Genomic DNA, 25,290 nt, shown 5'->3' with positions numbered 1-25,290 from the left:
TCTTTATAGAGAACCAATAGATTTTATTATTCGTTATATAATTAAAGGGTCGTATATGAAAAAGCAATATTTACTGTCATTGCTTTTCGAAAAAATTTGATACACAAGGTACTTTCCCATATCGCTGTGTATATCATTCAATGATGAAGGCTACTATCATCGTCAATTAAACCGGACCCGGTTGGAGCGCTCAGTTGAATAGCAAAATAACAGTATGATATCCTAACGATATCGTTCCCGGGACAAAAAGGGAGATTTCTTTAACTGTATTTAATCACTGAAAATAATTATATATGACTGAAACAAAAAGCGTGAAAGGAGTAGTTCATAGTTCTTCCTCTGGCGGGCCTTTAGAAGGAGCAATAGTTGTGATTACAGGAGGATCATATGAACATCCGGATATCGCATCTCAATCCGATGAACATGGGGTGTTTTATTTGCCGGAGATAAAAATACCCGGAACATATAATTTGCTTATTCGCCACGGTGATCAATCCAAAACAATTGAGGTCCATCTTAACAGGGAAAGCGTAATAAGCATCATCTTTTGAGCACTGGTAGCATGACGTAATTGTGGTAACAACTTAAATTATCAGTCTCTTTTTATTTGTATGCTGCCTGATGATGGTATGAAACATTAGTTTATGTTTTAATAATTTTTCATAAAACTGCTTGACCATGAAAAAGAATAATGTTACAACCTGTCTGCTGTTCCTGTTTGTTTTAGCCTGTACCAGCAACCAGAATAAAAGTAGTGTTGCAATAGCTGATTCTGCCAATGAAGCAAAAACAGATACTACAAAATACAGGGATACAACAACAACAGCGGGGATTACTATGGGAGTGAACGATGAAACTGCAAGGTTCCTCGTAGATGTTGCCGATGTAAACATGACTGAAGTAAAGTTAGGACAAATGGCAAAAGACAAGGCTTCCAGTCAAAGGGTCAAAAATTTTGGCGATATGATGGTGCGCGATCATACGAGTGCAGACAATGAACTCAGGACCCTGGCTGCTAATAAAAATGTAACACTGCCCACTTCTGTAGGCACTGATCATCAAAATAAAATAAATGCCTTAAGTAAAAAAAGCGGTAGGCGCTTTGATAAAGCCTGTATGGATATAATGGAAGACGGGCACGAAGAGACCGTCAGGGATTTTAACAGAAATAAAGACAATAAGAATGCTGACGTGGCGGCTTTTGTAAATAAAATGCTTCCCACTTTGCAAATGCATCTTGATTCTGCAAAAGCTATTAAGAAAGCGCTCAGGTAACCCTGTATGAGCATTGGCGGCAATACGGTTAGGCATAATTGTAAGGGGAGATGAAGCCGGCCAATAACCTGTAAGCAAGCTTCGTGCTGAAGTCCGTTATATAAACAGGGCCGGAAAGCGATTGATGTTCTTGCCCTGTTTCCAAAAAATGGAATTTTTGTTCGCTTTTTGGGAATAAATCCGCGTTTTTTTAATCTCCTTCCACTGAGTATTATTTTTTAATGCGTGCTGATATTTAGTAAAAACTTAAATAGTAAGGCATTTAGATCCATTAAAATAGGGGGAAATTATTAATCTGTCAGCAGCAAAACACCTGCATTTTAATAGGTATTCTTATTTAGTTGGCGTTTTTGTTGAATATGGTACCATGAACAATTACCTGTACCCTTATGAAACTCCCTGTACCCACGAACTACAAGTTCTCTAAACGTTCTGTTTACAGAACTATTTCATTTCTTTTATTATTCCTGTCATTTATTGCCAGCCATGCACAAACCAGTCAATGGACCTGGGTAAGCGGTGACAATACTGCTAACCAGTCGGGTGTATACGGCACCAAAGGCACAGCCGCGGCTACCAATAAACCTGGTGATCGCGATAGTGAAAGCGGCTGGAAGGATGCTTCCGGCAATTTCTGGATTTTTGGCGGCTGGGATATTAACAGTGATAATTATAATGATCTCTGGAAATACAATACCAGTACCGGGCAATGGACCTGGGTGAGCGGTGATAATACTATCAACCAGTCAGGCGTTTACGGCACCAAAGGAACTGCAGCTGCCACCAATAAACCGGGCGCCAGGCGTAATCAGGCCGCCTGGGTTGATGCCAGCGGAAACTTCTGGATCTTTGGCGGTTATGGTACTGACGGTGCTGGTAATACGGGATATTTGAACGATCTCTGGAAGTACAATACCGGTACCGGGCAATGGACCTGGATGAGCGGCGATAATACCCGCAATAACGGCGGAACCTATGGCACTAAAGGAACTGCCGCTGCAGCAAACAAACCAGGTGGAAGATACAGGCTCGCAGGCTGGGCCGATGCTTCTGGTAATTTCTGGATCATTGGCGGTAGCGGCTATGATGGTTCGGGAAATAATGGGAGTTTGAACGACTTATGGAAATATAACCCAACCACCGGCCAATGGACATGGGTAAGCGGCGATAATACCCGTAACAGCAGCGGTACTTATGGTACCAAAGGAACTGCAGCTGCCACCAATGAACCGGGTGGCCGTTACGGGCTATCGGGAGTAGTAGATGCCTCCGGTAATTTCTGGATCTTTGGCGGTAACGGTTATGATGGTTCGGGAAATAATGGCGTATTGAACGACTTATGGAAATACAACCCAACCACCGGTCAATGGACCTGGGTCAGCGGCGATAACACCCGCAATAATAATGGCAGCTATGGAACGCAGGGCACTGCCGCCACCGGTAACAAACCGGGCGGAAGATATGGTCTTAATATGGTACTTGATGCCAGCGGTAATTTCTGGGTGTTTGCAGGATTGGGCTATCCGGCATCGGGTGGAACGGGCGTTTTGAACGACTTGTGGAAGTATGACCCGTCTGCTGGTCAATGGACATGGGTGAGCGGCGATAATACCCGTAACAGCAACGGTACTTATGGCACAAAAGGAACCGCAGCTGCCACTAACAAACCTGGCGGAAGATTTAATGCTGCAAGCTGGATAGATGCCTCCGGAAACTTGTGGAGTTTTGCCGGATACGACAACAATGGCAATAATTTCAATGACCTGTGGAAATTCAATTCATTGACCGTATTGCCTGTGCGGCTGATTACCTTACAGGGCAATCATCGCAACAGTGATAACGTGCTGGTTTTTACAACAACCGGTGAAGATAATACCGATAGGTTCAATATAGAAAGAAGTGCAAAAGGTATTAATTATAGTGTAATGGGCACTGTTACTGCCGTAGGTTCTGGAAATAACCGCTATTCATTTACTGATCACGATGCGGCTAATAATAGTTTCTATTACCGCATACAGGTCATCGATAAAGACGGCCACACCTCTTATTCGCCGGTTATAACCCTTAATTCAGACCCGGATGGTAAGGTAACGGTGTATCCTAACCCAGCCACAACGGGTGTTTATGTAAAATTGAATGACAACAGTTTGCTCAATACCACTGCCCGGTTATATACTGCTACCGGACAACTTATTGCATCAATCACAATCACCAGCAGCGTGCAGTACATCAATTTGCAACAGTATGCTAAAGGCCTGTTTACTTTGCGATTGAATAATGGGAAAGCTATTAATGTTATAAAAGAATAGGTAAGAGGCCGGAAGCCTGAGGTAGGAGGTAAGAAGTAGGAAGTACGAAGTTCGCGGAATTTCAGATGTTGCGAATTTCGGGTTCTTCTTACTTCATACTTCTTACTTCAGATTCAATAATTTCGAATTACACCCAAATCATAAGGAATATTTGAATAATCCCCATAATTGCCATTCAATACACCTTGTATTAATAGTTCACAATGATCAATATTATTGATCTCCATCCGCTCATTGGTGCCTGATCTTATGGCTTCCACATGCGATACCTGATCGGTCCATACTTCAGAGAGGAACGTCATTCTGTCCCGCGATGCCCATTTTTCGGAGACTTGTGTCCAGGTACCGCCCAGGCTGGTAGCTGTCCACAATTCCTGGTAGCGGCCGAGGTCTTCCACGATCATATAATATTTTCCATCGGCGATATTCCGGTACACATGCGGGGCTTCAAAAGTGTTGGTGGCTACTACCGTGGGCGATTCCCAACTGTACGGGAAATTGGCTACGGTTGTACGGCGGCGTTTTATGGTGTGTGAACCGTCCTGGGCTGAATAAAAGCAATACACATACGTACCATCTGAAATACACCAGAAATCGATGCCATCGGTAAAACCCATAGCCCGGTTGGCTGTCCATAATGCCGGGTTACCAACATCAGTAGACGTAGCAAATGAAGCGCCGAGTCCGCTTTGATAAATAAGGAACCATTTACCTTTTACCGGGAACCAGAATACCTGGGGTGCGCAGAAGTAAGAGCCTGCATTCAGGGCGCTCATCAGCGTACGGCCGGCCGTTTTCAAATTGGCAATGGTAGTAGCCGAAGCATAGCCCATACGCCAGCTACCGCCGGTGCCTTTATCGCGGGCAGTGTAGAACAAATGATATTTTCCGCCTGAATAAATAATGGAAGGATCTTTTACCGCCAGGTCATCAAAGGCGCCGGAAGGCCCATCGAGAAAACACCTGGCTTCTGCATACCAGGCAGGCGTGGGGTTTGCTTCTTCGGCCGCTGCTACGTTTGCAGGATTGCCGGAAGCAACTTCTTTTGATTTTTTTGAACAATTGACGAACAGGAATAGCAGCAGGCATGTTGCTGCCAGGTATTGTATGCGTGGCATAGTAATAAGGTTTGATTTTAAGAAGATCAGTTTCTGGTTACAGGTTACAAGTTACAGGGCGTTTGCTTCGTTTTGCCCTGCAACCTGCAACCTGAAACTTGTAACAGCAATTTTTATTTTACTGTCACTAATATGAAATTAACGTAGTTACACTTTGAGCTGGAAGGTTGATCCCAAAGCTTCCGCCGGTTATGCTAAAGCTGTCTGAAGTGAGATTGGCCGTGCTGGTTGTTCTGTACCGGTTAAACCCGGTAACCGTAGCGCCGCTGACCGTAAATGGCTGATACGTGATCGCTGTATTTTGATTGATGGCAACCACCACGATCTTTGATCCACTTTTGTATGCGGTAACATATACACCCGTGGCCGGATTGGCGGTACAGGAAATTTTCAGGTATCCCGGGCGCACCCATCTGGCATAATGCGCCATTACATAACCGCGTTTGGTTATATTGCCGCTTTCATCCATGGGTCCATAGCTGCGGCGGATGTACCACCATACATACATGTTATACCCGGCATTCATACAATCGTGTATTTCTTTGGCCACACCCAGGGCGTCCGCCCAGCCATTGGCATCATTGGTATTGTAAATATGCTCGGTCATCCACACTTCCTTGCCCACTGAATATACATAGGGCGTTGCGCCGTAGATATGTCCGCACATAAAGGAGGTCTTTGAAGCGGCGGTTGTATTGCTCAGGTAGGTGTCCATGTACGTTTTATTCATGTTGAAGGTTTCGGGGGCCATAATGGGCGCGCCGCAATTGCTTCCCTGGGCTGCGACAAAAGCGGCCAGTTCCGAAGCGGTGAGGTTCATAGATTCATAGGTCACAGAGATATTCGGTTCATTGCTCGGACTGATAGCTGTTACGCCGCCTACCGTTGAACAAAAGTTGCTCAGGTGTGCTGCATAATCGGCATAGGAGCTTGTATTGAGCTTGCCGGCTATCAGGCTGTTGTTATCTTTCATGGAAGCGGGGGCCGTCCAGGCGGTAGCGATCACGCTGGCGCCATAAGATTTAGCCGCATCGATGGTGGGTTTTTCAGCGGCAAAATCGCTGCTGTTGGGCGATACACGTACCCGCAGCACGCTTAACCCAATGCCATTGGCGGGGTCAAATGCGGTAGTCCGTTGAGCAGCGGTAAGGTCGGCAATCCATCCGCGAATGTTGGCGCCGCCAAAACCCCTGATGTTTTGCTGGGTGGTGCCTGCAGCAATAACGGCCGTTGCTTCTGCGGCCGGCGTGCGGCCCGATTGATTTTCTTCTCCCGACACTACCTTGTCGCCCTTTTTGGAACAGGCAGTGACGAGTAACGCGATAGCTAAAAAACAGATAAAGTTTTTTTTCATAGACAGTTTGCTTTTTAAATCGTTTGCAATTATTATAAAATATGCCGGGTGCAGATGAAGACCCGTCCGAACGCCAGCCCGAAAGAATCATTCTGGCGGGGATTCATCCGGGCGGGTATCTGCAACAGATCAGTATCAGAATGTTTGTCAGGAAAAACAGACGCGGGTGCCTGGAGTTTATTATGGCATGGCTATAAGATGTGCATCATGTAGATTGTTGTTCATATGGCAGGCAATCGATCTGGTTCGTTTCCTGATTAAAGTTAGTGATACTTCAGAGATTGTGAAAGTTTGGCTTTATCAAAAATTGGTCTATTCGTCTCAAAATGAAGTAGGAAGTAGGAGGTAGGAGGTAGGAGGTAGGAAATACAAAACATGAAGCGAGGCTTTGAAATTAAGCATCTTCTTACTTCCTACTTCTTACCTCTTACTTCTGCCTCTTATTTCCTCTTTTTCGCAATAAACTCCGAAGGAAGCATATTAAATTTACTCTTGAATGCCCGCGCAAAATAATTCGGTGTGGTAAACCCAACCTGGTACGCAATTTCAGCAATGGTCATGTTGCTTTTTTCCATTAACAGGGCCGCTTTTTCCAACCTGAATGAACGAATATATTCTACAGGCGATTCACCGGTGAGTTGCAGCAATTTTGAATACAGCGTGCTTCTGCTCATGCCCACCTGTTTGCTTAAAGCTTCCACTGATAACTGCGGATTTGTTATGTTCGTTTCGAGGTAACTGACTATTTCCTGTAACAGCTTTTCATCGGCCGATTCAATCTCCAGCTCAGGGCCAACTACTTTTATTTGTTTGGTGTACGTGCTTTGCATGGTGCTCGTTAATTCGAGCAAACTTTTGATCTTGGCATTCAGCACTTCGAAGTTGAAAGGCTTGGTAATATAATCATTGGCGCCGGTCCCCAATCCCCGCAGCTGTTGTGCTTCATCTGTCATGGCCGTAAGCAGTATAATGGGAATATGACTGGTGCGTTTGTCGGCCTTCAGTTTTTTCACCAGCGTTATGCCATCCATCTCCGGCATACTGATATCACTTACGATAAGCTGGGGATGACTGGCCAGCGCTTTTTGCCAACCTTCTTTTCCGTTCTCAGCTTCCAGTACTTTATAATTAGTGCGGAGATTATCTTTCAGGTAGAACCGGAAATCTTCATTGTCCTCAACCAGCAAAACTGCAGGGGCGCCTGATGCGTCTGTAGGTTCTTTTACTGGTAATTCCAGCATTTCGGGTACAGCTGTTGGTTGCACTGTTACCTGGTGGGGTAACAACGCGAACGGAATATGGAGTATGAAGCTGCTTCCTTTATCGGGTTCGCTTTGCACGGTGATGGCGCCGCCATGCATTTTTACAAATTCTTTGGTGATCGACAGGCCAATACCTGTTCCCTGGTTCAGGATATGCGCCGGTGAATCGTGTTGGATGAACCGTTCGAATATTTTTTCCTGTTCTTCTTTAGGTATGCCAATGCCCGTGTCTGTAACAGTAATTGCCAGCCATTGATTGCCGGGATCGGGTTGGTTTTTTGCGGCCTGTATGGTTATACTGATGGAACCTTCTGCCCGCGTGAATTTAAATGCATTCGACAACAGGTTGAACAAAATGCGTTCTATTTTATCCCGGTCGAACAGGGTCTCCAGTTTGGGAATATCGCTTGTGAAACTGAACCGGATATGTTTTCTTTCCGAAAGATCGCGGAATGATTCGGTAACATCTTTTATAAAGGAGATAAGTTCTCCTTTCTCTGTTTGCAAATGAAGCTCATGTTCTTCCATCTTTCTGAAGTCGAGCAACTGGTTCACCAGGTTAAGCAGCCTTCTGGCATTCCGCCGCACCATGCGCAGTTTGTCGAGCTCGTTGGTGCTATGTGCCGAGGCAATCAACTGATCAACCGGGCCCATGATCAATGAAATGGGTGTTCTGAAATCGTGGCTGAGGTTGGTGAGGAATTTGATCTTCAGGCGGTCGAGTTCCTGCATGCGTTGAGTTTCCTGCCTTTCCTGTTCCAACGCAAACTTTTTTCTTAACCTTGTAATACCACGGTACCGGCTGTACAACAGCAAACCGGCTGCGGCCACAAAGTAAAACAGATAAGCATAAATGGTAGCCCAGAAGGGCGGCTTCACATAGATCTTTATCTGCGTTTCACGGGTGCTCCAGATGCCGTCGTTGTTGCTGGCTTTAACCCGGAAGGTATAATGGCCGGGGTCAAGGTTGGTATAGGAAGCCGTGTTCACTGTTCCGGTGTAATTCCAATCCTTATCGAACCCTTCCAGTTTGTACGCATACGAGTTTTGTTTGGGATTGGTATAATTCAATGCCACAAAGCTCAGGGCAAAGTTTTGTTTGTAATCTAACCTGATCTCCTGTGCCACTGAAATATGTTCGTTGATAGGCGATCCGTTGCCGGCGATAATTGATTTGTTGGAGATTTTCAGGTCGGTCAGCAGCACCGTGGGCACATTGTGATTGATGGTTAGTTTGGCGGGATCGAAATAATTGAATCCCTGCAAACCGCCGAAAAATACCTGGCCATTGGTGAGGCGTATCCCCGACCCATGTACGAAGTTGTTGTTTTGCACCCCATGCTGGCTGTTGAAGCTGCGGAAGCTTTTGGTGGCGGGGTCAAAACTACAGATGCCGGTATTGGTAGAAAGCCAGATGCGTCCCTGCCCGTCTTCCACTATTTGGTAAATGGTCGTATTCTGCAGGCCGTCTTTCTCGGTATAATTGGTGAACCGGTTCCTGGCTTTATCGTACATACTAAGTCCGCCGCCAAATGTGCCTATCCATAATTGCCCATGACTGTCATATAAAAGGGATTCTATTTTGTCACAGGGCAAGTGACTGTTGTTGGGGGCATATACGGTAAAGGTGCGGGTAGCTGTATGGTACAGGGCCAGCCCCGCGCCATGCGAGCCTATCCACATGTCGCCATCGCGGTCTTCTGCAAAGGCGCGAATATAACCGTTGACCGGCAGCAGTATTTCGTTCGGTGCAGCAGGGTGGGGCGTGAATTTGGCAATTACATTTTTATTGAACAGCACGTTCACTCCATCGCCATTGGTGCCCATCCACATGGCGCCTTTGCTGTCTTCTTTGATGCAGAAAATATCATTGCTGTTGAGGTCGGTGGCGCCGGCGCCTTTTTGTAAATTTTCCACTGAGCCCGTAGCCGGGTTAAGTATGAATAACCCATGGCCATAGGAGCCGATGTATAACTGGTTGTTGCGGGTGCGGTACAGGGAAATGATGGCGATGGGGCCATTCGTGCTGCGCGCGAATTGAACACGCCGCATTGTTTCTGTTTTCCCGTCGAATTCATACAGTTCGCCTTCATCGGTTCCAACAAACGCATTGCCATTACTGGCTTCGGCAAAGGCGCTTACAATGGAAGCCTTGTTGCTGTTTTCCTGGAAAGTATTGCTGAGCTTCAGATTGAACAGGTTACCGTTTTTGTCGTATTTATTGATGCCGCCGCGGAATGTGCCAAACCAGTAGATGCCCTGTTTATCAATATAGGCGCATTTGATATTTTTACTGGTGAGGCTGTGAATATTATCGGGTTCCGGTACAAATACATCCACGTTACCGGTGTGCGGGTCAAATTTGTTCAGGCCGGCATTGGTGCCAATCCATAATTGTCCCTCTTTGTCGGCCGCTACGCAATTGATCTCATTATTGCTGAGTGCTATGGCATGGGGGCCGGTATTTTTATAACTCGCAAAACCCGATGTGCCGGGCAGTAAGCGGTTCAATCCATCTACGGTTCCCACCCAGATATTGCCAAACGCGTCTTCGGTGATCGACTTTATAAAGTTGCTGCTCAGGCTCAGCGCATCGGCATTGTTGTGAGTGAACGGTTGAAAGGAATCTGTTTCCCTTTTATACAGGAAAAGCCCCTGATCCGTTCCCACCCATATGCGGCGCTGACTGTCTTCAATTACACTTAATAATGTTCTTTTGACAACATTTTTGTTGGTGATAGCATCCAGCTTCATTTCCCGTACCTGTCTGGTGCCGGGATCAAACACATAGAGCCCATCGAATTGGGCGATCCAGATCTTTCCGGTATAATCGCTGCAAATACTTCTTACGACCCCATTGGTGGCAAAGCCGCCATAATTGTTGGTATCGGGGTAATTGGTAAAATTATCTTTCCGGTGCCTGTAGAGGCTTATACCGCCACCGCCGGTGCCGATCCAAAGATTTCCCTGTTTATCTTCAAATAGTGATAATACGCTGTTCGACCGTAAACTGTTTGTATCGCCCGCCATACTCCGGTAAGCCGTAAAATTTGTTCCATCGAATTTGTACAATCCGTCATCGGTGGCGAACCACATCAATCCCCGGCTGTCCTTTAATATGGCGTTCACCACGTTCGACATGAGGCCGTCTTTGGAAGAAAGGGAGGTGAAATTTACAGGTGTATGCTGGGCAGAAACGGTCAGGTACAAAATGGGCAGGAAAAAAAGCAGTATATGTCTTTTAGTTAGCATATGAAAAGCAATCGTAATGGTCAATGGTCAATGGGTTTCCGGCGGCGAAAGGTCGTTTATGAATTTGAACAGTCGCGAATTATTCACCCCGCCCGAACGACGTTCAGTCGGGCGGGCATTCACCTTTGACCTTTCACCATATAAATGTACGAATGACTTTTTAAAATGTAATGGCTGCAGGGGGCCATACGGTTCAGGCATAGGATTGTATGCCTTCTTTGAACATTTGAAACAGTAAATTAGCGAAATGTGCCATTAAAGAAGTCCAATTACCTGGATTTTTATGGAATGAAAAGAACCAGTTTGCGGATCAGCCTTGGTAGTTTATTACTGATAAGTACTTCAACCGTGCTCGCGCAGAACGCGGCGGTTGATAGTTCAATATATTATAATGAAGTTGCAACCTATGTAAATCCCGTACTCCCTGGTGACCATCCAGACCCAACCCTGTTAAAATCAGGTGATGATTTTTATCACTGCGGGTCCAGTTTTCATTTCACGCCGTATTTGCCTGTCTATCATTCAAAGGACCTGGTGCATTGGGAAGTGATAAGCCGGGTTGTGCCACCGGCAAAAGCCGGCTGGGTGCAGGACAAGCCATCGGCCGGCATCTGGCAGGGCGCCATCACTTATTTTTATGGTTCCTACTGGATCTATTTTTCTGCCAGCGGACAATGGTTCTGCAAAGCCCCTTCACCGGCGGGGCCCTGGAGTGAACCGGTGGCGGTAAAGAGTAACCTGGTTACCGGGTTACTGGGGTACGATAATTCCATCTTTGTTGATGAGGATGGAAAACCGTACATGCTCATTAAGAACGGACAAAAAGTAAACCGCATACAGGCCCTGGGCCGTGACGGGCAGCTAACCGATACGGTGATCAACCTCGACTGGATAAACGCCCGGTTGCAATACAGTTGGGCCGAAGGCCCGGTAATGTGCAAGCGCAATGGTTATTATTTTTATTTTCCCGCGGGTGATGTTGCGGGTGGACAATATGTTCTGCGAACAAGGGAGCTCACCAGCGATTCAACCAAATGGGAAAGGCTGGGCAATTTTTTTCAGCCAATAACTGACGCGCACGCAGCATTCAGAAGTCCGAACCACATCAGCGCGCCTTTTCAACTGGCAGATGGGTCCTGGTGGACGATCGGTCAAAGCTATGAACGCAACGACAATAACGACTGGTCGGGCATGGGGCGGCAGACTTCATTATATAAGGTGATCTGGGAAGGCGACCGGCCCTGGGGCTTGGCGCCGGTAAGCACCCCGTTGCAACGGCCCGATTTGCCCAATACCGGCATTTTGTGGCGCAGTGTACATTCAGATTATTTCAGCAGCAATACATTGCATGCAGGCTGGCATTTCCTGAGTAAGAAAGCGGCAGGCCGCTATTCATTAAAAACGAAGAAAGGCTGGTTGCAGTTGATGCCCGATAGCAGCCGGGCCCATCTTGTTCAAAAAGAAACGGACCACTTTTATACTGCGGTAACGAAAGTAGCATTAGATGCAACCGATTCAATGGCCAAAGCCGGTATTTACCTCACGAATGGAAATGAACAGGTGACTATTCGTTTATACAGCGGGTATGATAATGGGAAGAAGATCATTTTTCGATTAGATACAGGTGTGGCGGCATCCCGACTTCGCCCGATGCCTGTCGCGAACTTCGATGCCGCTCAGGCCCAAATACGCACCATTCCCAACCAGTTTGGCAACACCGTTTGGTTAAAAATGGAACGACGCGAACATGAATTAACGGGTTATTGCAGTGCAGATGGAAAAAACTGGGTTTCGTTAGGCGCGCCCATCAGTGCGGTGCCAATAGACAAGGTACAACCCGGTTATAATTCCTGGGTAGGTACCAGTATTGGATTGTTTGCAGAAGGGAAAAATGCCAGCTTTGATGAGTTCGTTTGCAAGGATGGATTTTCTGCGTTGCCTGCGATTGGTTATAGCAACTATTTTGGCGTAGAAAAAGTGCACAGGAGGCTGGCAACTGCCGTAACAAACAATTCAACGCATGGCGGTTGGTTTATGATCTCGGGTGTGGAGCTGGGGAATGGTCAGCATGTACCGGCGCAGGTAGCCATTGAGGTGGCAGCCAATGCAGCCGGGAAAATTGAGATCTGGCTCGATGACCTGAAGAATGGCCGGCTCATCGCCACCATACCCGTATCAGCAACAGGAAGTGACAGTGCCTGGGCACCATTCAGCAGTGCGGTAAAAAATGTTTCAGGCCGTCATGATGTTTTCGTGAAATTCCCCGCTGGAAAACCGGGAGAGATATACATTAACAATATTTCCTTTCAGTAAAGTTTGTAAGTTTTAAGTTCGGTTAAGAAGGAGAACTAAAAACTTACAACTTCTTATGAATGCGCTGGTATTCTGTGGGTGTTACCTTGAATTGTTTCAGGAATGCCTTGCCAAAGGTGCTTTGGGAGCTAAAGCCAACTTTTTGCGCTACTTCAAAAACCTTGAAGTTGGCCGATAATAAAAGGTTGGCTGCCTGCTTTAATCTGGCCAGTCCGATCAATTCGTTAGGCGTGCGGTCGGTAATGTTTTTTATTTTCCGGTACAGGGTAGGGCGGCTCATATGCATTGACCGGGCAAGGTAGTCGACACTCAAGGCGCCTTTGTGCATATTGTCAATAATACAATCATTCAGTTTTTTCACAAACTCATTGTCTTCCTGAAAAGCCAGAGGGTCAGTGGCCGCAGAAAGCGTATGCTCGAAATGTTCTACAATTTTTGTGCGGTTTCCTATAAGGTTTTTTATTTGTGCGTGCAGGAAGTCAGGATCAATGGGTTTTGTAACAAAGGCGTCGACGCCCGATTCAAGGATATTGATCTTTGCCCGTACACTATTGCGCGCCGTCAATAAAATAACCGGAATGTGGGCATAATGGAAGGAGGATTTGAGCGCTTTACAGATCCCCCAACCATTTATCGTGGGTTTTTCTTCGTTGCAGATGATCAGTTGAATGGACCCAAATTCAATCATGTCGCGCATCTCTTCCACATTCCGGGCTATATAAATATTGTAAGTATGCCGAAGTTTTTCCAACAGGGCATTCAATTCCTTTTCGTTATTTGCAACTAATAATACATTGTTTATCATGTGGCCCGCTTAAGATCGTTGCAACAAAATTAGCGGGGCGGTGAGTGAGCCACTTGCTCATTTCATGGAAAGAATAGCACTTTTGTTCAACGGCGGTTAATAAAAGAACTGTTCCAGTACAATTTGGCCATCTTTCACTTCATAGAGCATGATCTGGTGCCATTTTACCTGGCCATGGCCTTTAACGGTCATGTCTAATTCCCTGCCTACGGCAAAATGATTACCACTTACCACCGGTTCCGAGGTATAGGAGCGATGAACAGCTTCGATCTTTTTTACGAATTCCTCCCCCTTCTGGCGAACGGGTATTTTGCCTTCCGCATTTTTCATATAAGGCGAATTGGCGGGTTCAATGCTTCCGACATTTTCTGCAAAAAATTCATCCTGTATCTCAAACCATTTTTCCTGTTGCGCCAGTTCATTGAAGCGGGCCGCAATTTCGGCTGTAGTCATTACTTGTTCCTTTGTCATGATTGTATTTTTACTGTTTATATTAAATCAACACAGCAAAGTTATTGTCTGATTGTTGCTTTCATCTGGTGTGAAATGGACTTTATGAAGGGGTGAATTGGACAGGGGTGGGAGTTGGCTAATTAGCGGTCATTGATGTGCAGAATTCTGCCTGGTTATTGATAATTAATTCATTAAGTAATGTTTTTTGCCTAAAAGAGAGACTTGATGTAACTTGTCTTCTTTATGGTAGCATTTTTTCAAAAGATAACTGATGTGCTCAACGAATCGAATATACCTTATATGCTTTCTGGCAGCGTAGCAATGAGTATTTACATCGTTCCCAGAGCAACAAGGGATTTTGATTTTATTATTCATCTTGAACAAAAAAATATTGACCGTTTTATTCAACACTTTCAGGATGGTTATTATTGTGACAAAGATGCCATAGAGGATGCGGTAAAAAGACGAAGCATGTTCAATATCATTGATCATGCATCTGGCTTTAAAGCAGATTTTGTAGTTTTAAAAGATCAAGCTTTTAGGCAGGAAGAATTTAACAGAAGAAAAAAAGTGGATTTTTTTGATAAAACCATATATGTGGTTTCGCCGGAAGATTTACTTATATCAAAGCTCATATGGATACAGGATTTTCAATCGCCACAACAAATGGAGGATATCAAAAACCTTTCTGCTATTGAGCAACTTGACTGGCCGTATATAAAAAAATGGATTAATAAGCTAAATTTGAAATCATTTGATTTATTAGGCGCATGAACGATACCCCACAACATATAAAAGAGATACAGTTAAAGATATGGCTCTCAAAATCTCCTGGAGAAAGACTCAAACAATTTATGGAAGATAATGCTTCCTTATTTCAGTTTTGGAACGCGGCTCAAAAAAAAGTGGATCATAAAGCACCGGATTCTAAAACTGAATCAAACTCAACAGATTCATTGCTATAATGAGGATAAAATTTTTTATTGCCTGAACGTAATGACAGCCTGGGGTTGAGGCCGTTGGTGTTGTTGATAGACTACCTTGGTTTTCGTCCAGGTATTTTTTCCGAAGTCGGCAAAGTTGCTGTATACCCCTGATAGTTCAAAGTTATCAAAGACAAAAGGCAGACCTTCAGAACCCAGCGGTGAAACGTCATTAGCGACATGCAGATGCAAATACGGACGAACCATATGAAAACCCTGACCAGAACGATGTTAATAGTATCCCTGATTGGATGCTTCACCAATTGTCACTCAAAAAGATTATCCGCAAAAAATAACAAAGATCAGATAATGGAAGTAAAAAATAGTTTTCAACGGATCGATGATAAATATGCAGCCGGAACCTCATTAATCATGAATAGGAACATTGCATATGTTCAGGCGCCTATTGGCGATTTCCTTTCCAGGATCTGGAATTTATATGGTAAGCCAACCGAAATTTCTTATGAGGGCTTTGGATATACCTTTAAAGATGTAAAAACAGGGTTGATATTTACGGTTTATTCTGCCGGAAGCGGGCCAGCTTATGGGGGAGATGATAGCAACAAGGATAAGCTACTGCCAATTATTACCCGGTTCGACAACATGTTAACTGTGACTGATAACGCTGATTGTGAGATCACCGTGGAAAACGATTTTGGAACTATGAAAACCGGTTCGAAGAACGGCGTGCCGTATGACAAAATGATAAGTGAGTAATTAATAAACATCTAAAATACCGTCCCTGGGCCTTTGATAAATATTCCAAAAACTAAAGTTCAGCTCCTTAATTGATAAGGGGCAAAATGGACTTTGTAGCGGGTTGATTTGGACATGGTGTTTAATTAACTTTGTTGTTACAAACCAACGCAATGAAACACATTACCATAATTGTTCCTGCAGGAAAAGGCACCTTAGCCACCGTAACTTGTATTGCCAGTGCAATTGAAGTATTTGCAACAGCGAATAATTACTGGAAGCAAAGCGGGAAGAAAGAATTGTTTCGGATCGAATCGGCAGGCGTTTCAAAGAAGACGGAGATCTATGATAGTATGTTTACAGTGAAGCCGCAAATCAATATTTCGGCTATAGAGAAAACCAATCTGATAATTATTCCGCCGGTGGCTTATCATGATACGAAAACAATAAAAGAAGATCAATTGCTGTTAAAGTGGATTACGCAGCAATACAAGAGAGGTGCTCAGATAGCCACTATGTGCTCCGGTGCATTTATGCTTGCCTCATCTGGATTGCTAAATGGTAAAAATTGCTCCACTCATTGGGTGCACGCAGATACCTTCCAGGCTATGTTTCCTGAAGTGAAATTACAGGCCGATCAATTGATCACGGATGAAAATGGTATATATACTAATGGCGGTGCTTATTCCTTTCTAAACCTGCTGATCTACCTGGTAGAAAAGTATTATAACAGGCAAACAGCTATTTACTGTTCCAAAATGTGTCAGATTGAAATGGATCGAAATAGTCAGTCCCCCTTCACCATATTTACCGGGCAGAAACAGCATGGCGATGAAATGGTGAAAAAAGCACAAACCTATATTGAAAGCAAACTGGATGAAAAAGTATCCACCGGACATCTGTCTTCCAGGTTTTCTGTAGGGAGGCGAAACTTTGACCGAAGGTTTATTAAGGCTACTGGCAATACACCCATTGAATATGCACAGCGGGTAAAAATTGAAGCCGCAAAGAAGGCTTTTGAAACAACGCTCAAAACCATCAATGAAGTCATGTATGAAGTAGGCTATACAGACGCAAAAGCGTTTCGTGAGGTTTTTAAAAAGCTCACCGGCATGTCGCCACTTGAATACAGAGCAAGGTATAACAAGGAGAACAGTTTAAAGGTTGTTTAAGGTATGACCAACCTAGTTCTCACCCAGGCTATACACCTTTTTTGATGTAGAAATGATAAAGTCAAACGACCTTCTTCCTGCACCTTCAATTAATAAAAAAAGACAAATAAGTAATTGTGCATAGTCTGAACGTATTTCATGCAACACGGCCCAAATACCCATTTTTGGTGGAGCCGGGGGCAACGGCAATGGGCTTGTACCAAGATATAAATCAATTTTTGTACTAATCACTGCAACAATCATCTGTACAATAAAATAAAAAGCTGTTATTCTTGTAAATAAGCCAACAATGAGCAACAAACCGCCGATAATTTCTCCGATAGCTATAAAATGTGCGGTAGTCTCAGGGAACGCAAATCCTAATTTTGTAAACCTGCCAACACCTTGATTTGCATAAACAAATTTCAGAATACCCTCCCAAAAGAAGACTCCTCCCGCCATTAGACGCAGGATTAAAATAGTAGATTGTCCGGTAACAGGCGGATTGAGCAACCAATTGATAATTTTTTTCATTGCATTTTGTTTTAATTAAAATGATTGCACAAACATCAGTAGGGCAAGGCTGTATTAAAAACTATTTACAGGACCCATGGCTTTTTCTTGATTAAACCCTCTTTTATCAAGGATCTTACCGGCATCATGTAATAAAATTCAAAACTCATATAACGTTATTATCTTTGAGAAAACAAAAGGAATTGAAAAAAAGAGCATTATCATACCATTTCCTTTTTTGGGCAGGCATTTATCTTTTGTGGGTGCTTATTTTTCGCAGTTATTCGTTTTCGATAACTAAAACAATGACGATAGAATTCTGCTATCTTATTTTCATTACGCTGGATTTTTATGTGATCAATATTTTCATTGTTCCTCAGTTTTTATTAAAAAAGAAATATGCCTTTTTTGTATCAGCTACGATAATAATTATTGTCGCTTCAGCCGGGCTTAGAGCCTTGGTAGCGGAAACAATGAACCTGCATTATTTTCATGTAACGCCAACCGGTTTCAGCACATTGTTTTTAAATTCCGTAATTAATATCTCTCTTTGGGTATTGCTGATCACAATGGTAAAAATATTAATTGACAGGGTGCAAACCCAACAACGATTGGAAATATTGGAAAAAGAGCAGGTAAAAAGTGAATTAGATTATTTAAAGGCACAGATCAATCCCCATGCACTTCTTAACTCACTAAACACCATTTACGGCCATATTGATAAAAGCAACCAGGCTGCCCGGAATATACTATTACAATTTGCCGAACTATTGAGGTACCAGCTATATGAGTGCGGGGCAGACAAAGTGGATTTAGAAAAGGAAATACGCTACCTTGAAAATTATATAGCTTTTCAAAGGTTGCGGAAAGATGAAAAATTGATTGTGAATTTTGAGGCAAAGAATATTGAAAAAGGGTTGAAAATTGCGCCTCTTCTGCTGGTTGTTCTTGTTGAAAATGCATTCAAATTTGTTAGCAATTTTTCCGACCGGGAAAACAAAATTAACATCACGATCTTAACAAAAGGTAATATGCTGCATTGTTTTTTTATCAATACAAAAGAGATGCAGCAAAATGCAGTCACTACAAATTCGAATGGTATTGGCATAACTAATTTAAAGAGAAGATTAGAACTATTGTACGCTCAAAAGCACAAATTTAGTGTGAATAATGAGCCTGATTTTTATGAAACAAATTTAATTGTAGACTTGTCATGAAATTAAAATGTATCATTATAGATGATGAGCCAATAGCAAGGAAAATATTACAGGAATTTATTGAAGAGATAAATTATCTGGAATTGGCAGGACAGGCAGAAAATCCGTTGAAAGCAATAACGCTGCTCAATGACAATGATATTGACCTTGTTTTTTTAGATATTAATATGCCCAAAATAAATGGGATTGATTTCCTGAAAAATTCAAAAACCACGGCCAGTATTATTATGACGACTGCTTATGCAGAATATGCCGTGGAAGCTTTTGGGCTGGATGTGTTGGATTATTTAATAAAACCAATTGCCTTTGACAGGTTTTTGAAAGCCTGTAACAAAGCAAAAGAAATAAGTTTATTAAGAAAAAAACTGCACTCCCTGCCCGATAGCCATAACGACCATTTTTTCATAAAATGCAATAATCAAATTGAGAAAGTGTTTTATCATGATTTATTGTACGCCGAGGCGATGTTGAATTATGTGATGCTCTACACCCATTCGAAAAAAATGATGGTCTATGTTACCATTAAAAATCTGGAAGAACAATTGCCTGCCGATATCTTCATTAAGGTGCATAAATCATTCATTGTGAATAAAACAAAAATAAAAAGCATAGAGGGCAACATTTTGGACATCGGAAATGAAAAGATCACGATCAGCCAAAGTTTGCGGGAAAAAGTCGTCGCAGAAATTGTAAAAGACAAAATGATAAAACGTTGACAAAAGGCCGCCTCATTGCTGAAGCGACCTATAAAGCTGTCGGTACAACAGGATGCTGACCATCCCCTTATTACTTTCCCACCTGCAACCGTGCTACCTGCACTATTACGGAGTCTTTATCGCGCAGCAAACCATTCGTAAGATCCTTGTTCAAATAATTGGGCATAGGGGCTGAATTATAATAAAAAATATTACAGTTACTTACCACCGCATAATTCAGGATCGGCAAATAATATTCTCCATTTGAAATTTTGATGGGATAAACCTTGCGGTATTTTTTGCAATTGCCGCCGGCCTTATTACAAATAGAATAGGGATTATATTGGGGCACCTGGTTATGCAATAACATGCAATGGCCAAAGAGCTCGCCTTCCTTGCCTGGCATATTGGTTGAATCCATGGGCGACAGCAGCATTTCCGTATCGGTTTTACTGATGATCTCCATAACCGTGTCCTTTAACTTTACTTTATTGTTGTCAATGAATTCAAGTTTTGTGCTGATGAAATGATCAGTGACGGTTTTCTGGTCATAATAGAACCTGTTCACATATTCGGGGAAATTGCGGGTTACAAAATCTTTGATCATTTTTACATCGCGGTGAGCGCCATCGCTGGTATATAACACCAGGTCATCTATCAATAATGGTTTTGAATTATTGTTAGTTGGATTGCCGCCGGGGTTGTTGGGTGAATTGTCTGAATTGTTGTTTTTGCTACAGGCATTAAAAATTACTAATGAGAAAACTATCAGCACCAGGTTTCTTGTTGTCATGTTTTATTGTTTATACCTGTACAACCTGGCTTTTTCAAAAATTCCTATCGGGAACAAAAAAAAATACAAAATATTTTCAAACCTATTAGAAACTTATATTATAAGCTATATACCAACTGTATTTGAACAGCTGGTCGGGAAACAGGTCAATATTATAATCAGTATTGTTAGGCGTCGAAAACCGGGTTGTATAGGCGTCTGAAGGATGGTCCATAATATGAACGCCGGCATTCAGCTTGTGGGTAAAGATCTTCCAGGGTTTAAAATAACAGGTAGCGTTTATATTTACCCGGTTAAATACATGGCCGCGGTAAGGTGTAAATGTTGACGTGCTTTTATTCATGTTTTCCTCGGGGTTCGATGGAACAAGAGCGGGAATGGTTATCCAGTCGCCGGTATGAAAATGCCAGAGCACACTGATTTCGAACCGGGCATCCGGCTGATAGCTGATCAACCAGTTACTGTTATGCCGCCGGTCGTACCGGTAAGGTTGCTTGGCTCCATTTTGTACACTATCGAATTGCCGCCAGCTCCACGACAGTGTATAGGACAACAGTGTTTTCCATTTTTTGAATTTCCGCTCCATTACCAGTTCTGCGCCGTAACCCGATCCTTTGCCTTCAATGAGTTTTTTCTCTATGGCCGCATTGTAAAAAAGCACATTGGTCGTCTCTGAAAAATTCACCACGTGTTCAATGGTCTTGTAATAAATATCGAGCGACAAATTAACGATACGGCTGTTTTTATATTGATAACCGAAATTGATCATTTTGCTCAGGGCCGGTTGAAACTGGCTGTTGGCGGGTAACCAGATCTCGCGGTTAATGCCCGGGTAGGGACTGGTAACCTGATGCAACACCTGACCCATATGCGAATACGCAATACTAAGCTGCTGTTGGTTATTAAGCCGGTAGCTGGCGAAAAACCGGGGTTGAACCGACTGGTTATTATAGGCCTTGCCTGTATAGGCGTTCACATGTACACCTGGTCGTAAGAGGAGGTTATTGCCAATACGGAGCGAATTTTCATACCACATCGAGAAATTATCGACCGGCAGCACTGGCAGGGGGGTATACAATGATCTATCTTCTACAAAACCCGTCGTAACCAGGGTGGTATAGGGCATTATATCAACATGCTCATAATTTCCACCAAAAAGGAATTTCAAACCGGGATCAGCAGTTATTTCAAAGGTTGTTTTTGCTTCATAACGCCGGCCCGAAGCATAGTTATTGAAGACCGTGGTCCCATACAGCGGAAGGGTACCGGGATCGGTCATGTTGTATTTCAATGCCACATAATTGTCAAAGCTGCTTATGTTAAATGCGGTGTTTATGAAGGAACGCTTTCCGGTTACGAGGTCCCAGTTTACTGTAAACAACCCATTGCGCCATGTTTGCAAATAGTCGGAATTGTCGTCAGTTTGCTGCAGGCGGTCATTACCGGTATAGCCGCTGATCGATAGCTTGTTGTTTTTATTGAGTTGACTGGTCAGCTTCAAATGCAGGTCGTTAAACAGGGCATCATAGGCTAACAGATCTTTATTGGCGGCATCGCCCAAACTGCTTCGGCCCGAAACCATCAGGGCAGTACGCTTTTCGGTTACTGGCCCTTCGAACGTAAGGGCTACTGAGCTAAACCCAGCCTCCGCTTCGCCGGTCCAGCGTTCCATATTGCCATCTTTGGTGTGAATGGCGGTAATGGCGGAAATGCCGCTGCTGAAACGGCTGGGGAAATCATTTTTATATTGCTTTACTGATTTTATACTGGTATTATTTACAATGGAAATTTCACCCAGTAAGTGCGCCGGGTTAAATACAGGATTGCCATCCAGCAAAAAAAGGCTTTGGCCCGGTTCACCCCCACGTACTATTAGCTGGCCACCGGTTTCCTGGCTTTCTGTATTACCGGGTAGCAGGTAAACAGCGCGTACGGGATCCGTTTCACCCAGCATATTGCTGTACATTCCGGTTTGTTCCTTGTCGAGGTTGTTGCCAGCATCCCCTTTCAGGATATTCCCCGTGCTTACCTGTACTTCGGGTAGAACCGCAGGGGAGAGGATCAAATTAAACCGGGTGTCTTGTTGAATGTCTGCTTCTATGATGCGGGTAGTAAAACCGGTGAACGACACTTCGAAGCGGTGTAACCCGGCCGGCATATTCATTGTATAAAAGCCGGCTATATTTGATTCGCAACCGGCGCTGCCTGATACTTCCCGCACCGAAGCAAATGGCAATGGTTCCAGGCTGCCTTCCTGCTGAACAAAACCAAATAAAACAACATGCGGTAACAGGGCGCCTGGTGGCAATGGGGTAGTGGCGGCGGCAATGATGATCTTGTCATTTCGCTCAATAACAGCAACCCGTTGTGCTTTTAATATTTTATTCAGTACCGCACCAATGGTTGTTTCGCCTGCGGTTAAGGCGATCTGTTGCGAATTGTCGAGGCTTGATGGGGAATATTCAATATTTATTCCGCAATACGTAACCAGTTCATGCAGCAGCCCGGAAGCCGTGCCGGCCGATGCTTTGCAATTAAATTTTGTTCTTAATAACCGTTGCTGTGCCATACTGCCTGTAAACAACAGGGTACAAACAACAACCAGTATTACACGCTGCATCCCGTTCTACTGTTTAAATAATATAATGGTGTCGTTTTGTTTGCGATAACTTATATTGGCAAGCAGTTTAATTTCTTCCAACACGGCCTCAACCGGCTGCTGATTGAATTTTGCTGTAATGGTAGGCGTTACCGGCAATTTCATCAACCCGCTGTCTGGTTGAATAAATACTTTATAGTGATCCCTCAGGGCAATGGTTACCAGATCAATGGGCGTATTATCAAATGTGAGCTGGCCCGTTTTCCACGAAAGGAAATTGGGATTGTTCAGCGCTTTGGTTTCAAAACCTTTTGCATTTAATACGCTGGTCTGGTTGGGATAAACGACTTGCTTTTCAGTGGTTGCCGCTTTATTGGTGAACAACACTTTTCCTGAGGTTACCACCAGTTCATCCTGCTCATCATTTGTGCTGATGGTAAATGAAGTACCCAGGTCTTCGAAGATAGCCCTGGAGGTTTGTATGCGAAATGGATGCGCTTTGTCGTGCTGCACATTGAACCAGGCTTCGCCGGTGAGTGAAACGGCGCGTTCGTTACCGGTAAATTTTTCCGGAAAAGAAAGCGTGGCCCCTTTGCGCAATACCACCTGCGAACCATCGGGCAGGGTAACCGGTGTATTTATTTGTGCGGCCTGTACCAATCGCAGGGCAGGCGTTTCATTATGAAATAGCATCCAACCACCGATGAAAAGAATGCCGGCAATACAGGCGGCTACAGCCAGCCTGGTGAGGAGGCGAATGGCGCCTTTCTTTTTTCCCTGATCAAGACGCAGGTCTACTTTATCCCAGGCCCTTTCTGCATCATATGCAGGTTCCTGTAATATGATCCCCGATTCCTGCCATATTTTTTCCAGTTGGCGGAAAACGGTTTCATGCGCCGGGTTGGCTGAACGCCATTGTTGCAATTGTTCCGTTTCCGCTTCGCTGGGCTGGTCTTTCAATTGTTTTTCGATCAGTAATAATATATGTTCGGGTATTTGAATCATAACTCGATATTAATAGTACAGGGAATTTTAAAAAACTCCTATTGTAATGATCATAATCTGGTAAAAAAATAGGTGATGAATGGCCACAGCCAGCTTTTGGCCTTTTGCACAAATGCTTTCAGCAGTTTCATGGCCTTCCAGGTTTGGTTATTGACGGTTTTAATGCTGATACCCAGGTTATCGGCAATTTCCTGGTTGCTGAGGTTTCCGGTTCTGCTCAACTGAAAAACTTCCCGGCATTTTTCAGGTAACTGCTCTATGCCTTTTTTCAACAACTCCCTGTAATTGGGTATGGTGGAATCATCAAGTTCTTCTGATACTGTCCAGGGAATAAGATCTTCATCTTCCAGCTCGGCATCGGAAAGACTGAAGACCGGCATTCGTTTTTTTGCACCGAGGTGGTTGAAGCAGGCATTTCTTACGGCCCTGTACAAATAAGGCCGCACCTGTGGCGATTGAATAACGTCCTGGTGCTTTTCCCAGATACGTATGAATACTTCCTGTACTGTATCCTCGGCCACATCATGGTCCTGCACAAGCGAATAGGCATACCTGCCCAGCGGATCATACAACGTGCGGAATAATTGTTTGAACTGCCCGTAAAGATCGTCCTGATTCACAAGAAAGGTTTTGTTTATACGCAGCTAAAAAACGAAAGACCGGGCAATTTGTTTGAACCGCTTATCATTATTGGCCAGGGATGGCATTGGGAGGATAACCAAAATGTTTTTTAAATGCAAATGAAAAATGGGAGAGGTTCTCAAAGCCGGTTTCAATATATACATCATTGGGCTTCCGCTGTTTTTGCGCAATTTGGTAATGCGCCAGCTGCAGCCTTTTTTCAGTGAGCCATTTTTGTGGCGTCGTATTATATATTTTTTTAAAATCCCTTCTGAAGGTAGCGAGACTGCGACCGGTAAGATAGCTGAATTTATCCAACGGCATATTGAACATAAAGTGGCGCTCCATAAATTCGGAAAGGTCAATTTTGCCGGGTTCTTCAAAATTGGCTAACAGGCCATCCACGCTTTGATCAATTGACCGTAAGATGCTAATAGCTTCTTCAATTTTTATATTGGCTATATCAGGGGGAAGGTTGCGGCCCAGATCAAAATAAGGGATCAGCGAGGCCAGACAACTTTCCAGCAACGGATGTTTTGAAAAACGATATACTTTTTGAAGCGGTCGCGCCCTTACTGCCGCTTTATATTTTGAATAATATTCTTTTAATTTTTCCGGGGTAAGATGCATGGCCACCGCCTTGTGTGGCAATCCGTTTTTGGGATAGTTGATAACGGTGGCCAGTTGATTCCCCGGAATGAGAAATATATCGCCTGCGGTAAAAACATTGGTAGTGTGTGCCTGAATAATTTTGGTTTCACCGGAAATAAACCACACCAACAGGTGATGTTCAAACATCACTTCTGTTTTAAATAACTTTCCGTTGTATTCAGAAAGTTTTATCTCGGGGGCAATATATTTTGTTTCAAACTCCAT

The 25,290-nt window shown here is 43.8% G+C and carries 20 protein-coding genes; 9 read left to right on the top strand and 11 right to left on the bottom strand.

What is annotated here, in order from left to right:
• Positions 1 to 293: 293 nt before the first annotated feature.
• The 3 genes from A3860_RS36505 to A3860_RS36495 all read left to right on the top strand — a co-directional run bounded on the left by A3860_RS36505 (position 294) and on the right by A3860_RS36495 (position 3,584).
• Positions 294 to 551 (top strand): peptidase associated/transthyretin-like domain-containing protein, encoded by a 258-nt coding sequence (locus tag A3860_RS36505; RefSeq protein ID WP_081155542.1) that lies wholly within the window; start codon positions 294 to 296, stop codon positions 549 to 551.
• A gap of 127 nt (positions 552 to 678) precedes the next feature.
• Positions 679 to 1,275 (top strand): DUF4142 domain-containing protein, encoded by a 597-nt coding sequence (locus A3860_RS36500; protein ID WP_081155541.1) that lies wholly within the window; start codon positions 679 to 681, stop codon positions 1,273 to 1,275.
• 389 nt (positions 1,276 to 1,664) lie between these two features.
• On the top strand, positions 1,665 to 3,584 hold the full coding sequence (locus A3860_RS36495; RefSeq protein WP_081155540.1) for a kelch repeat-containing protein: 1,920 nt from the start codon (positions 1,665 to 1,667) through the stop codon (positions 3,582 to 3,584).
• 113 nt (positions 3,585 to 3,697) lie between these two features.
• Here A3860_RS36495 and A3860_RS36490 read toward each other — a convergent pair whose 3' ends face one another.
• The 3 genes from A3860_RS36490 to A3860_RS36480 form a co-directional block, all read right to left on the bottom strand.
• Entirely contained in the window at positions 3,698 to 4,702 is a 1,005-nt protein-coding gene (locus A3860_RS36490) for a non-reducing end alpha-L-arabinofuranosidase family hydrolase (protein ID WP_081155539.1), read from the bottom strand.
• A 127-nt stretch (positions 4,703 to 4,829) separates the two neighbouring features.
• Entirely contained in the window at positions 4,830 to 6,056 is a 1,227-nt protein-coding gene (locus tag A3860_RS36485) for a glycoside hydrolase (protein WP_081155538.1), read from the bottom strand.
• Positions 6,057 to 6,496: 440 nt separating this feature from the next.
• On the bottom strand, positions 6,497 to 10,594 hold the full coding sequence (locus A3860_RS36480) for a hybrid sensor histidine kinase/response regulator transcription factor (RefSeq protein ID WP_081155537.1): 4,098 nt from the start codon (positions 10,592 to 10,594) through the stop codon (positions 6,497 to 6,499).
• A 225-nt stretch (positions 10,595 to 10,819) separates the two neighbouring features.
• Between A3860_RS36480 and A3860_RS36475 the strand changes: the two genes are divergently transcribed.
• Entirely contained in the window at positions 10,820 to 12,883 is a 2,064-nt protein-coding gene (locus tag A3860_RS36475; protein ID WP_245843703.1) for a family 43 glycosylhydrolase, read from the top strand.
• Positions 12,884 to 12,926: 43 nt separating this feature from the next.
• Here the strand turns inward: A3860_RS36475 and A3860_RS36470 are convergent, their stop codons facing one another.
• Together A3860_RS36470 and A3860_RS36465 are read right to left on the bottom strand one after the other, a co-directional pair.
• On the bottom strand, positions 12,927 to 13,688 hold the full coding sequence (locus tag A3860_RS36470; protein WP_081155536.1) for a helix-turn-helix domain-containing protein: 762 nt from the start codon (positions 13,686 to 13,688) through the stop codon (positions 12,927 to 12,929).
• A 96-nt stretch (positions 13,689 to 13,784) separates the two neighbouring features.
• The gene (locus A3860_RS36465) at positions 13,785 to 14,159 is read right to left on the bottom strand and encodes a SnoaL-like domain-containing protein (protein WP_081155535.1); all 375 of its coding nucleotides are present in this window, start codon (positions 14,157 to 14,159) and stop codon (positions 13,785 to 13,787) included.
• A gap of 225 nt (positions 14,160 to 14,384) precedes the next feature.
• On the opposite strand from A3860_RS36465, the gene A3860_RS36460 reads away from it, so the two are divergent.
• From A3860_RS36460 to A3860_RS36440, 3 genes are all read left to right on the top strand, one after another.
• Positions 14,385 to 14,915, top strand: a complete 531-nt coding sequence (locus A3860_RS36460) for a DUF6036 family nucleotidyltransferase (RefSeq protein WP_081155534.1) — start codon at positions 14,385 to 14,387, stop codon at positions 14,913 to 14,915.
• A gap of 518 nt (positions 14,916 to 15,433) precedes the next feature.
• Complete coding sequence (locus A3860_RS36445; RefSeq protein WP_143774443.1) at positions 15,434 to 15,841, top strand: hypothetical protein; 408 nt, start codon at positions 15,434 to 15,436, stop codon at positions 15,839 to 15,841.
• Positions 15,842 to 15,993: 152 nt separating this feature from the next.
• Positions 15,994 to 16,992: a GlxA family transcriptional regulator gene (locus A3860_RS36440; protein ID WP_081155530.1), complete on the top strand. Its 999-nt coding sequence runs from the start codon at positions 15,994 to 15,996 to the stop codon at positions 16,990 to 16,992.
• 12 nt (positions 16,993 to 17,004) lie between these two features.
• Here the strand turns inward: A3860_RS36440 and A3860_RS36435 are convergent, their stop codons facing one another.
• Positions 17,005 to 17,505, bottom strand: a complete 501-nt coding sequence (locus A3860_RS36435; protein ID WP_081155529.1) for a DoxX family protein — start codon at positions 17,503 to 17,505, stop codon at positions 17,005 to 17,007.
• 182 nt (positions 17,506 to 17,687) lie between these two features.
• On the opposite strand from A3860_RS36435, the gene A3860_RS36430 reads away from it, so the two are divergent.
• Together A3860_RS36430 and A3860_RS36425 are read left to right on the top strand one after the other, a co-directional pair.
• Complete coding sequence (locus tag A3860_RS36430; RefSeq protein WP_143774442.1) at positions 17,688 to 18,701, top strand: sensor histidine kinase; 1,014 nt, start codon at positions 17,688 to 17,690, stop codon at positions 18,699 to 18,701.
• Complete coding sequence (locus A3860_RS36425; protein ID WP_081155527.1) at positions 18,698 to 19,417, top strand: LytR/AlgR family response regulator transcription factor; 720 nt, start codon at positions 18,698 to 18,700, stop codon at positions 19,415 to 19,417. The genes A3860_RS36430 and A3860_RS36425 overlap by 4 nt, the downstream gene beginning before the upstream one ends.
• A gap of 70 nt (positions 19,418 to 19,487) precedes the next feature.
• On the opposite strand, the gene A3860_RS36420 is transcribed toward A3860_RS36425, so the two are convergent.
• The 5 genes from A3860_RS36420 to A3860_RS36400 form a co-directional block, all read right to left on the bottom strand.
• On the bottom strand, positions 19,488 to 20,189 hold the full coding sequence (locus A3860_RS36420) for a hypothetical protein (protein WP_081155526.1): 702 nt from the start codon (positions 20,187 to 20,189) through the stop codon (positions 19,488 to 19,490).
• Between the two features lie 85 nt (positions 20,190 to 20,274).
• Complete coding sequence (locus A3860_RS36415) at positions 20,275 to 22,809, bottom strand: TonB-dependent receptor (protein ID WP_081155525.1); 2,535 nt, start codon at positions 22,807 to 22,809, stop codon at positions 20,275 to 20,277.
• A gap of 6 nt (positions 22,810 to 22,815) precedes the next feature.
• Complete coding sequence (locus A3860_RS36410) at positions 22,816 to 23,793, bottom strand: FecR family protein (RefSeq protein ID WP_081155524.1); 978 nt, start codon at positions 23,791 to 23,793, stop codon at positions 22,816 to 22,818.
• A gap of 50 nt (positions 23,794 to 23,843) precedes the next feature.
• Positions 23,844 to 24,413, bottom strand: a complete 570-nt coding sequence (locus tag A3860_RS36405) for an RNA polymerase sigma-70 factor (protein WP_158085474.1) — start codon at positions 24,411 to 24,413, stop codon at positions 23,844 to 23,846.
• A 67-nt stretch (positions 24,414 to 24,480) separates the two neighbouring features.
• Positions 24,481 to 25,290: a helix-turn-helix domain-containing protein gene (locus A3860_RS36400; protein ID WP_081155522.1), complete on the bottom strand. Its 810-nt coding sequence runs from the start codon at positions 25,288 to 25,290 to the stop codon at positions 24,481 to 24,483.

Source organism: Niastella vici (assembly GCF_002077945.1).
GTDB lineage: Bacteria > Bacteroidota > Bacteroidia > Chitinophagales > Chitinophagaceae > Niastella > Niastella vici.
Note: the sequence above shows the minus strand (reverse complement) of the source record. Positions and strands in the feature narration are given on the sequence as shown.

What these genes read in the sequence shown, in the direction of transcription:
- A3860_RS36505 (WP_081155542.1), top strand. Translation starts at nt 294, where the DNA reads ATGACTGAAACAAAAAGCGTGAAAGGAGTAGTTCATAGTTCTTCCTCT.
- A3860_RS36415 (WP_081155525.1), bottom strand. Translation starts at nt 22,809, where the DNA reads ATGCAGCGTGTAATACTGGTTGTTGTTTGTACCCTGTTGTTTACAGGC.
- A3860_RS36465 (WP_081155535.1), bottom strand. Translation starts at nt 14,159, where the DNA reads ATGACAAAGGAACAAGTAATGACTACAGCCGAAATTGCGGCCCGCTTC.
- A3860_RS36495 (WP_081155540.1), top strand. Translation starts at nt 1,665, where the DNA reads ATGAAACTCCCTGTACCCACGAACTACAAGTTCTCTAAACGTTCTGTT.
- A3860_RS36410 (WP_081155524.1), bottom strand. Translation starts at nt 23,793, where the DNA reads ATGATTCAAATACCCGAACATATATTATTACTGATCGAAAAACAATTG.
- A3860_RS36435 (WP_081155529.1), bottom strand. Translation starts at nt 17,505, where the DNA reads ATGAAAAAAATTATCAATTGGTTGCTCAATCCGCCTGTTACCGGACAA.
- A3860_RS36500 (WP_081155541.1), top strand. Translation starts at nt 679, where the DNA reads ATGAAAAAGAATAATGTTACAACCTGTCTGCTGTTCCTGTTTGTTTTA.
- A3860_RS36490 (WP_081155539.1), bottom strand. Translation starts at nt 4,702, where the DNA reads ATGCCACGCATACAATACCTGGCAGCAACATGCCTGCTGCTATTCCTG.
- A3860_RS36440 (WP_081155530.1), top strand. Translation starts at nt 15,994, where the DNA reads ATGAAACACATTACCATAATTGTTCCTGCAGGAAAAGGCACCTTAGCC.
- A3860_RS36400 (WP_081155522.1), bottom strand. Translation starts at nt 25,290, where the DNA reads ATGGAGTTTGAAACAAAATATATTGCCCCCGAGATAAAACTTTCTGAA.
- A3860_RS36485 (WP_081155538.1), bottom strand. Translation starts at nt 6,056, where the DNA reads ATGAAAAAAAACTTTATCTGTTTTTTAGCTATCGCGTTACTCGTCACT.
- A3860_RS36425 (WP_081155527.1), top strand. Translation starts at nt 18,698, where the DNA reads ATGAAATTAAAATGTATCATTATAGATGATGAGCCAATAGCAAGGAAA.
- A3860_RS36470 (WP_081155536.1), bottom strand. Translation starts at nt 13,688, where the DNA reads ATGATAAACAATGTATTATTAGTTGCAAATAACGAAAAGGAATTGAAT.
- A3860_RS36445 (WP_143774443.1), top strand. Translation starts at nt 15,434, where the DNA reads ATGGAAGTAAAAAATAGTTTTCAACGGATCGATGATAAATATGCAGCC.
- A3860_RS36420 (WP_081155526.1), bottom strand. Translation starts at nt 20,189, where the DNA reads ATGACAACAAGAAACCTGGTGCTGATAGTTTTCTCATTAGTAATTTTT.
- A3860_RS36460 (WP_081155534.1), top strand. Translation starts at nt 14,385, where the DNA reads ATGGTAGCATTTTTTCAAAAGATAACTGATGTGCTCAACGAATCGAAT.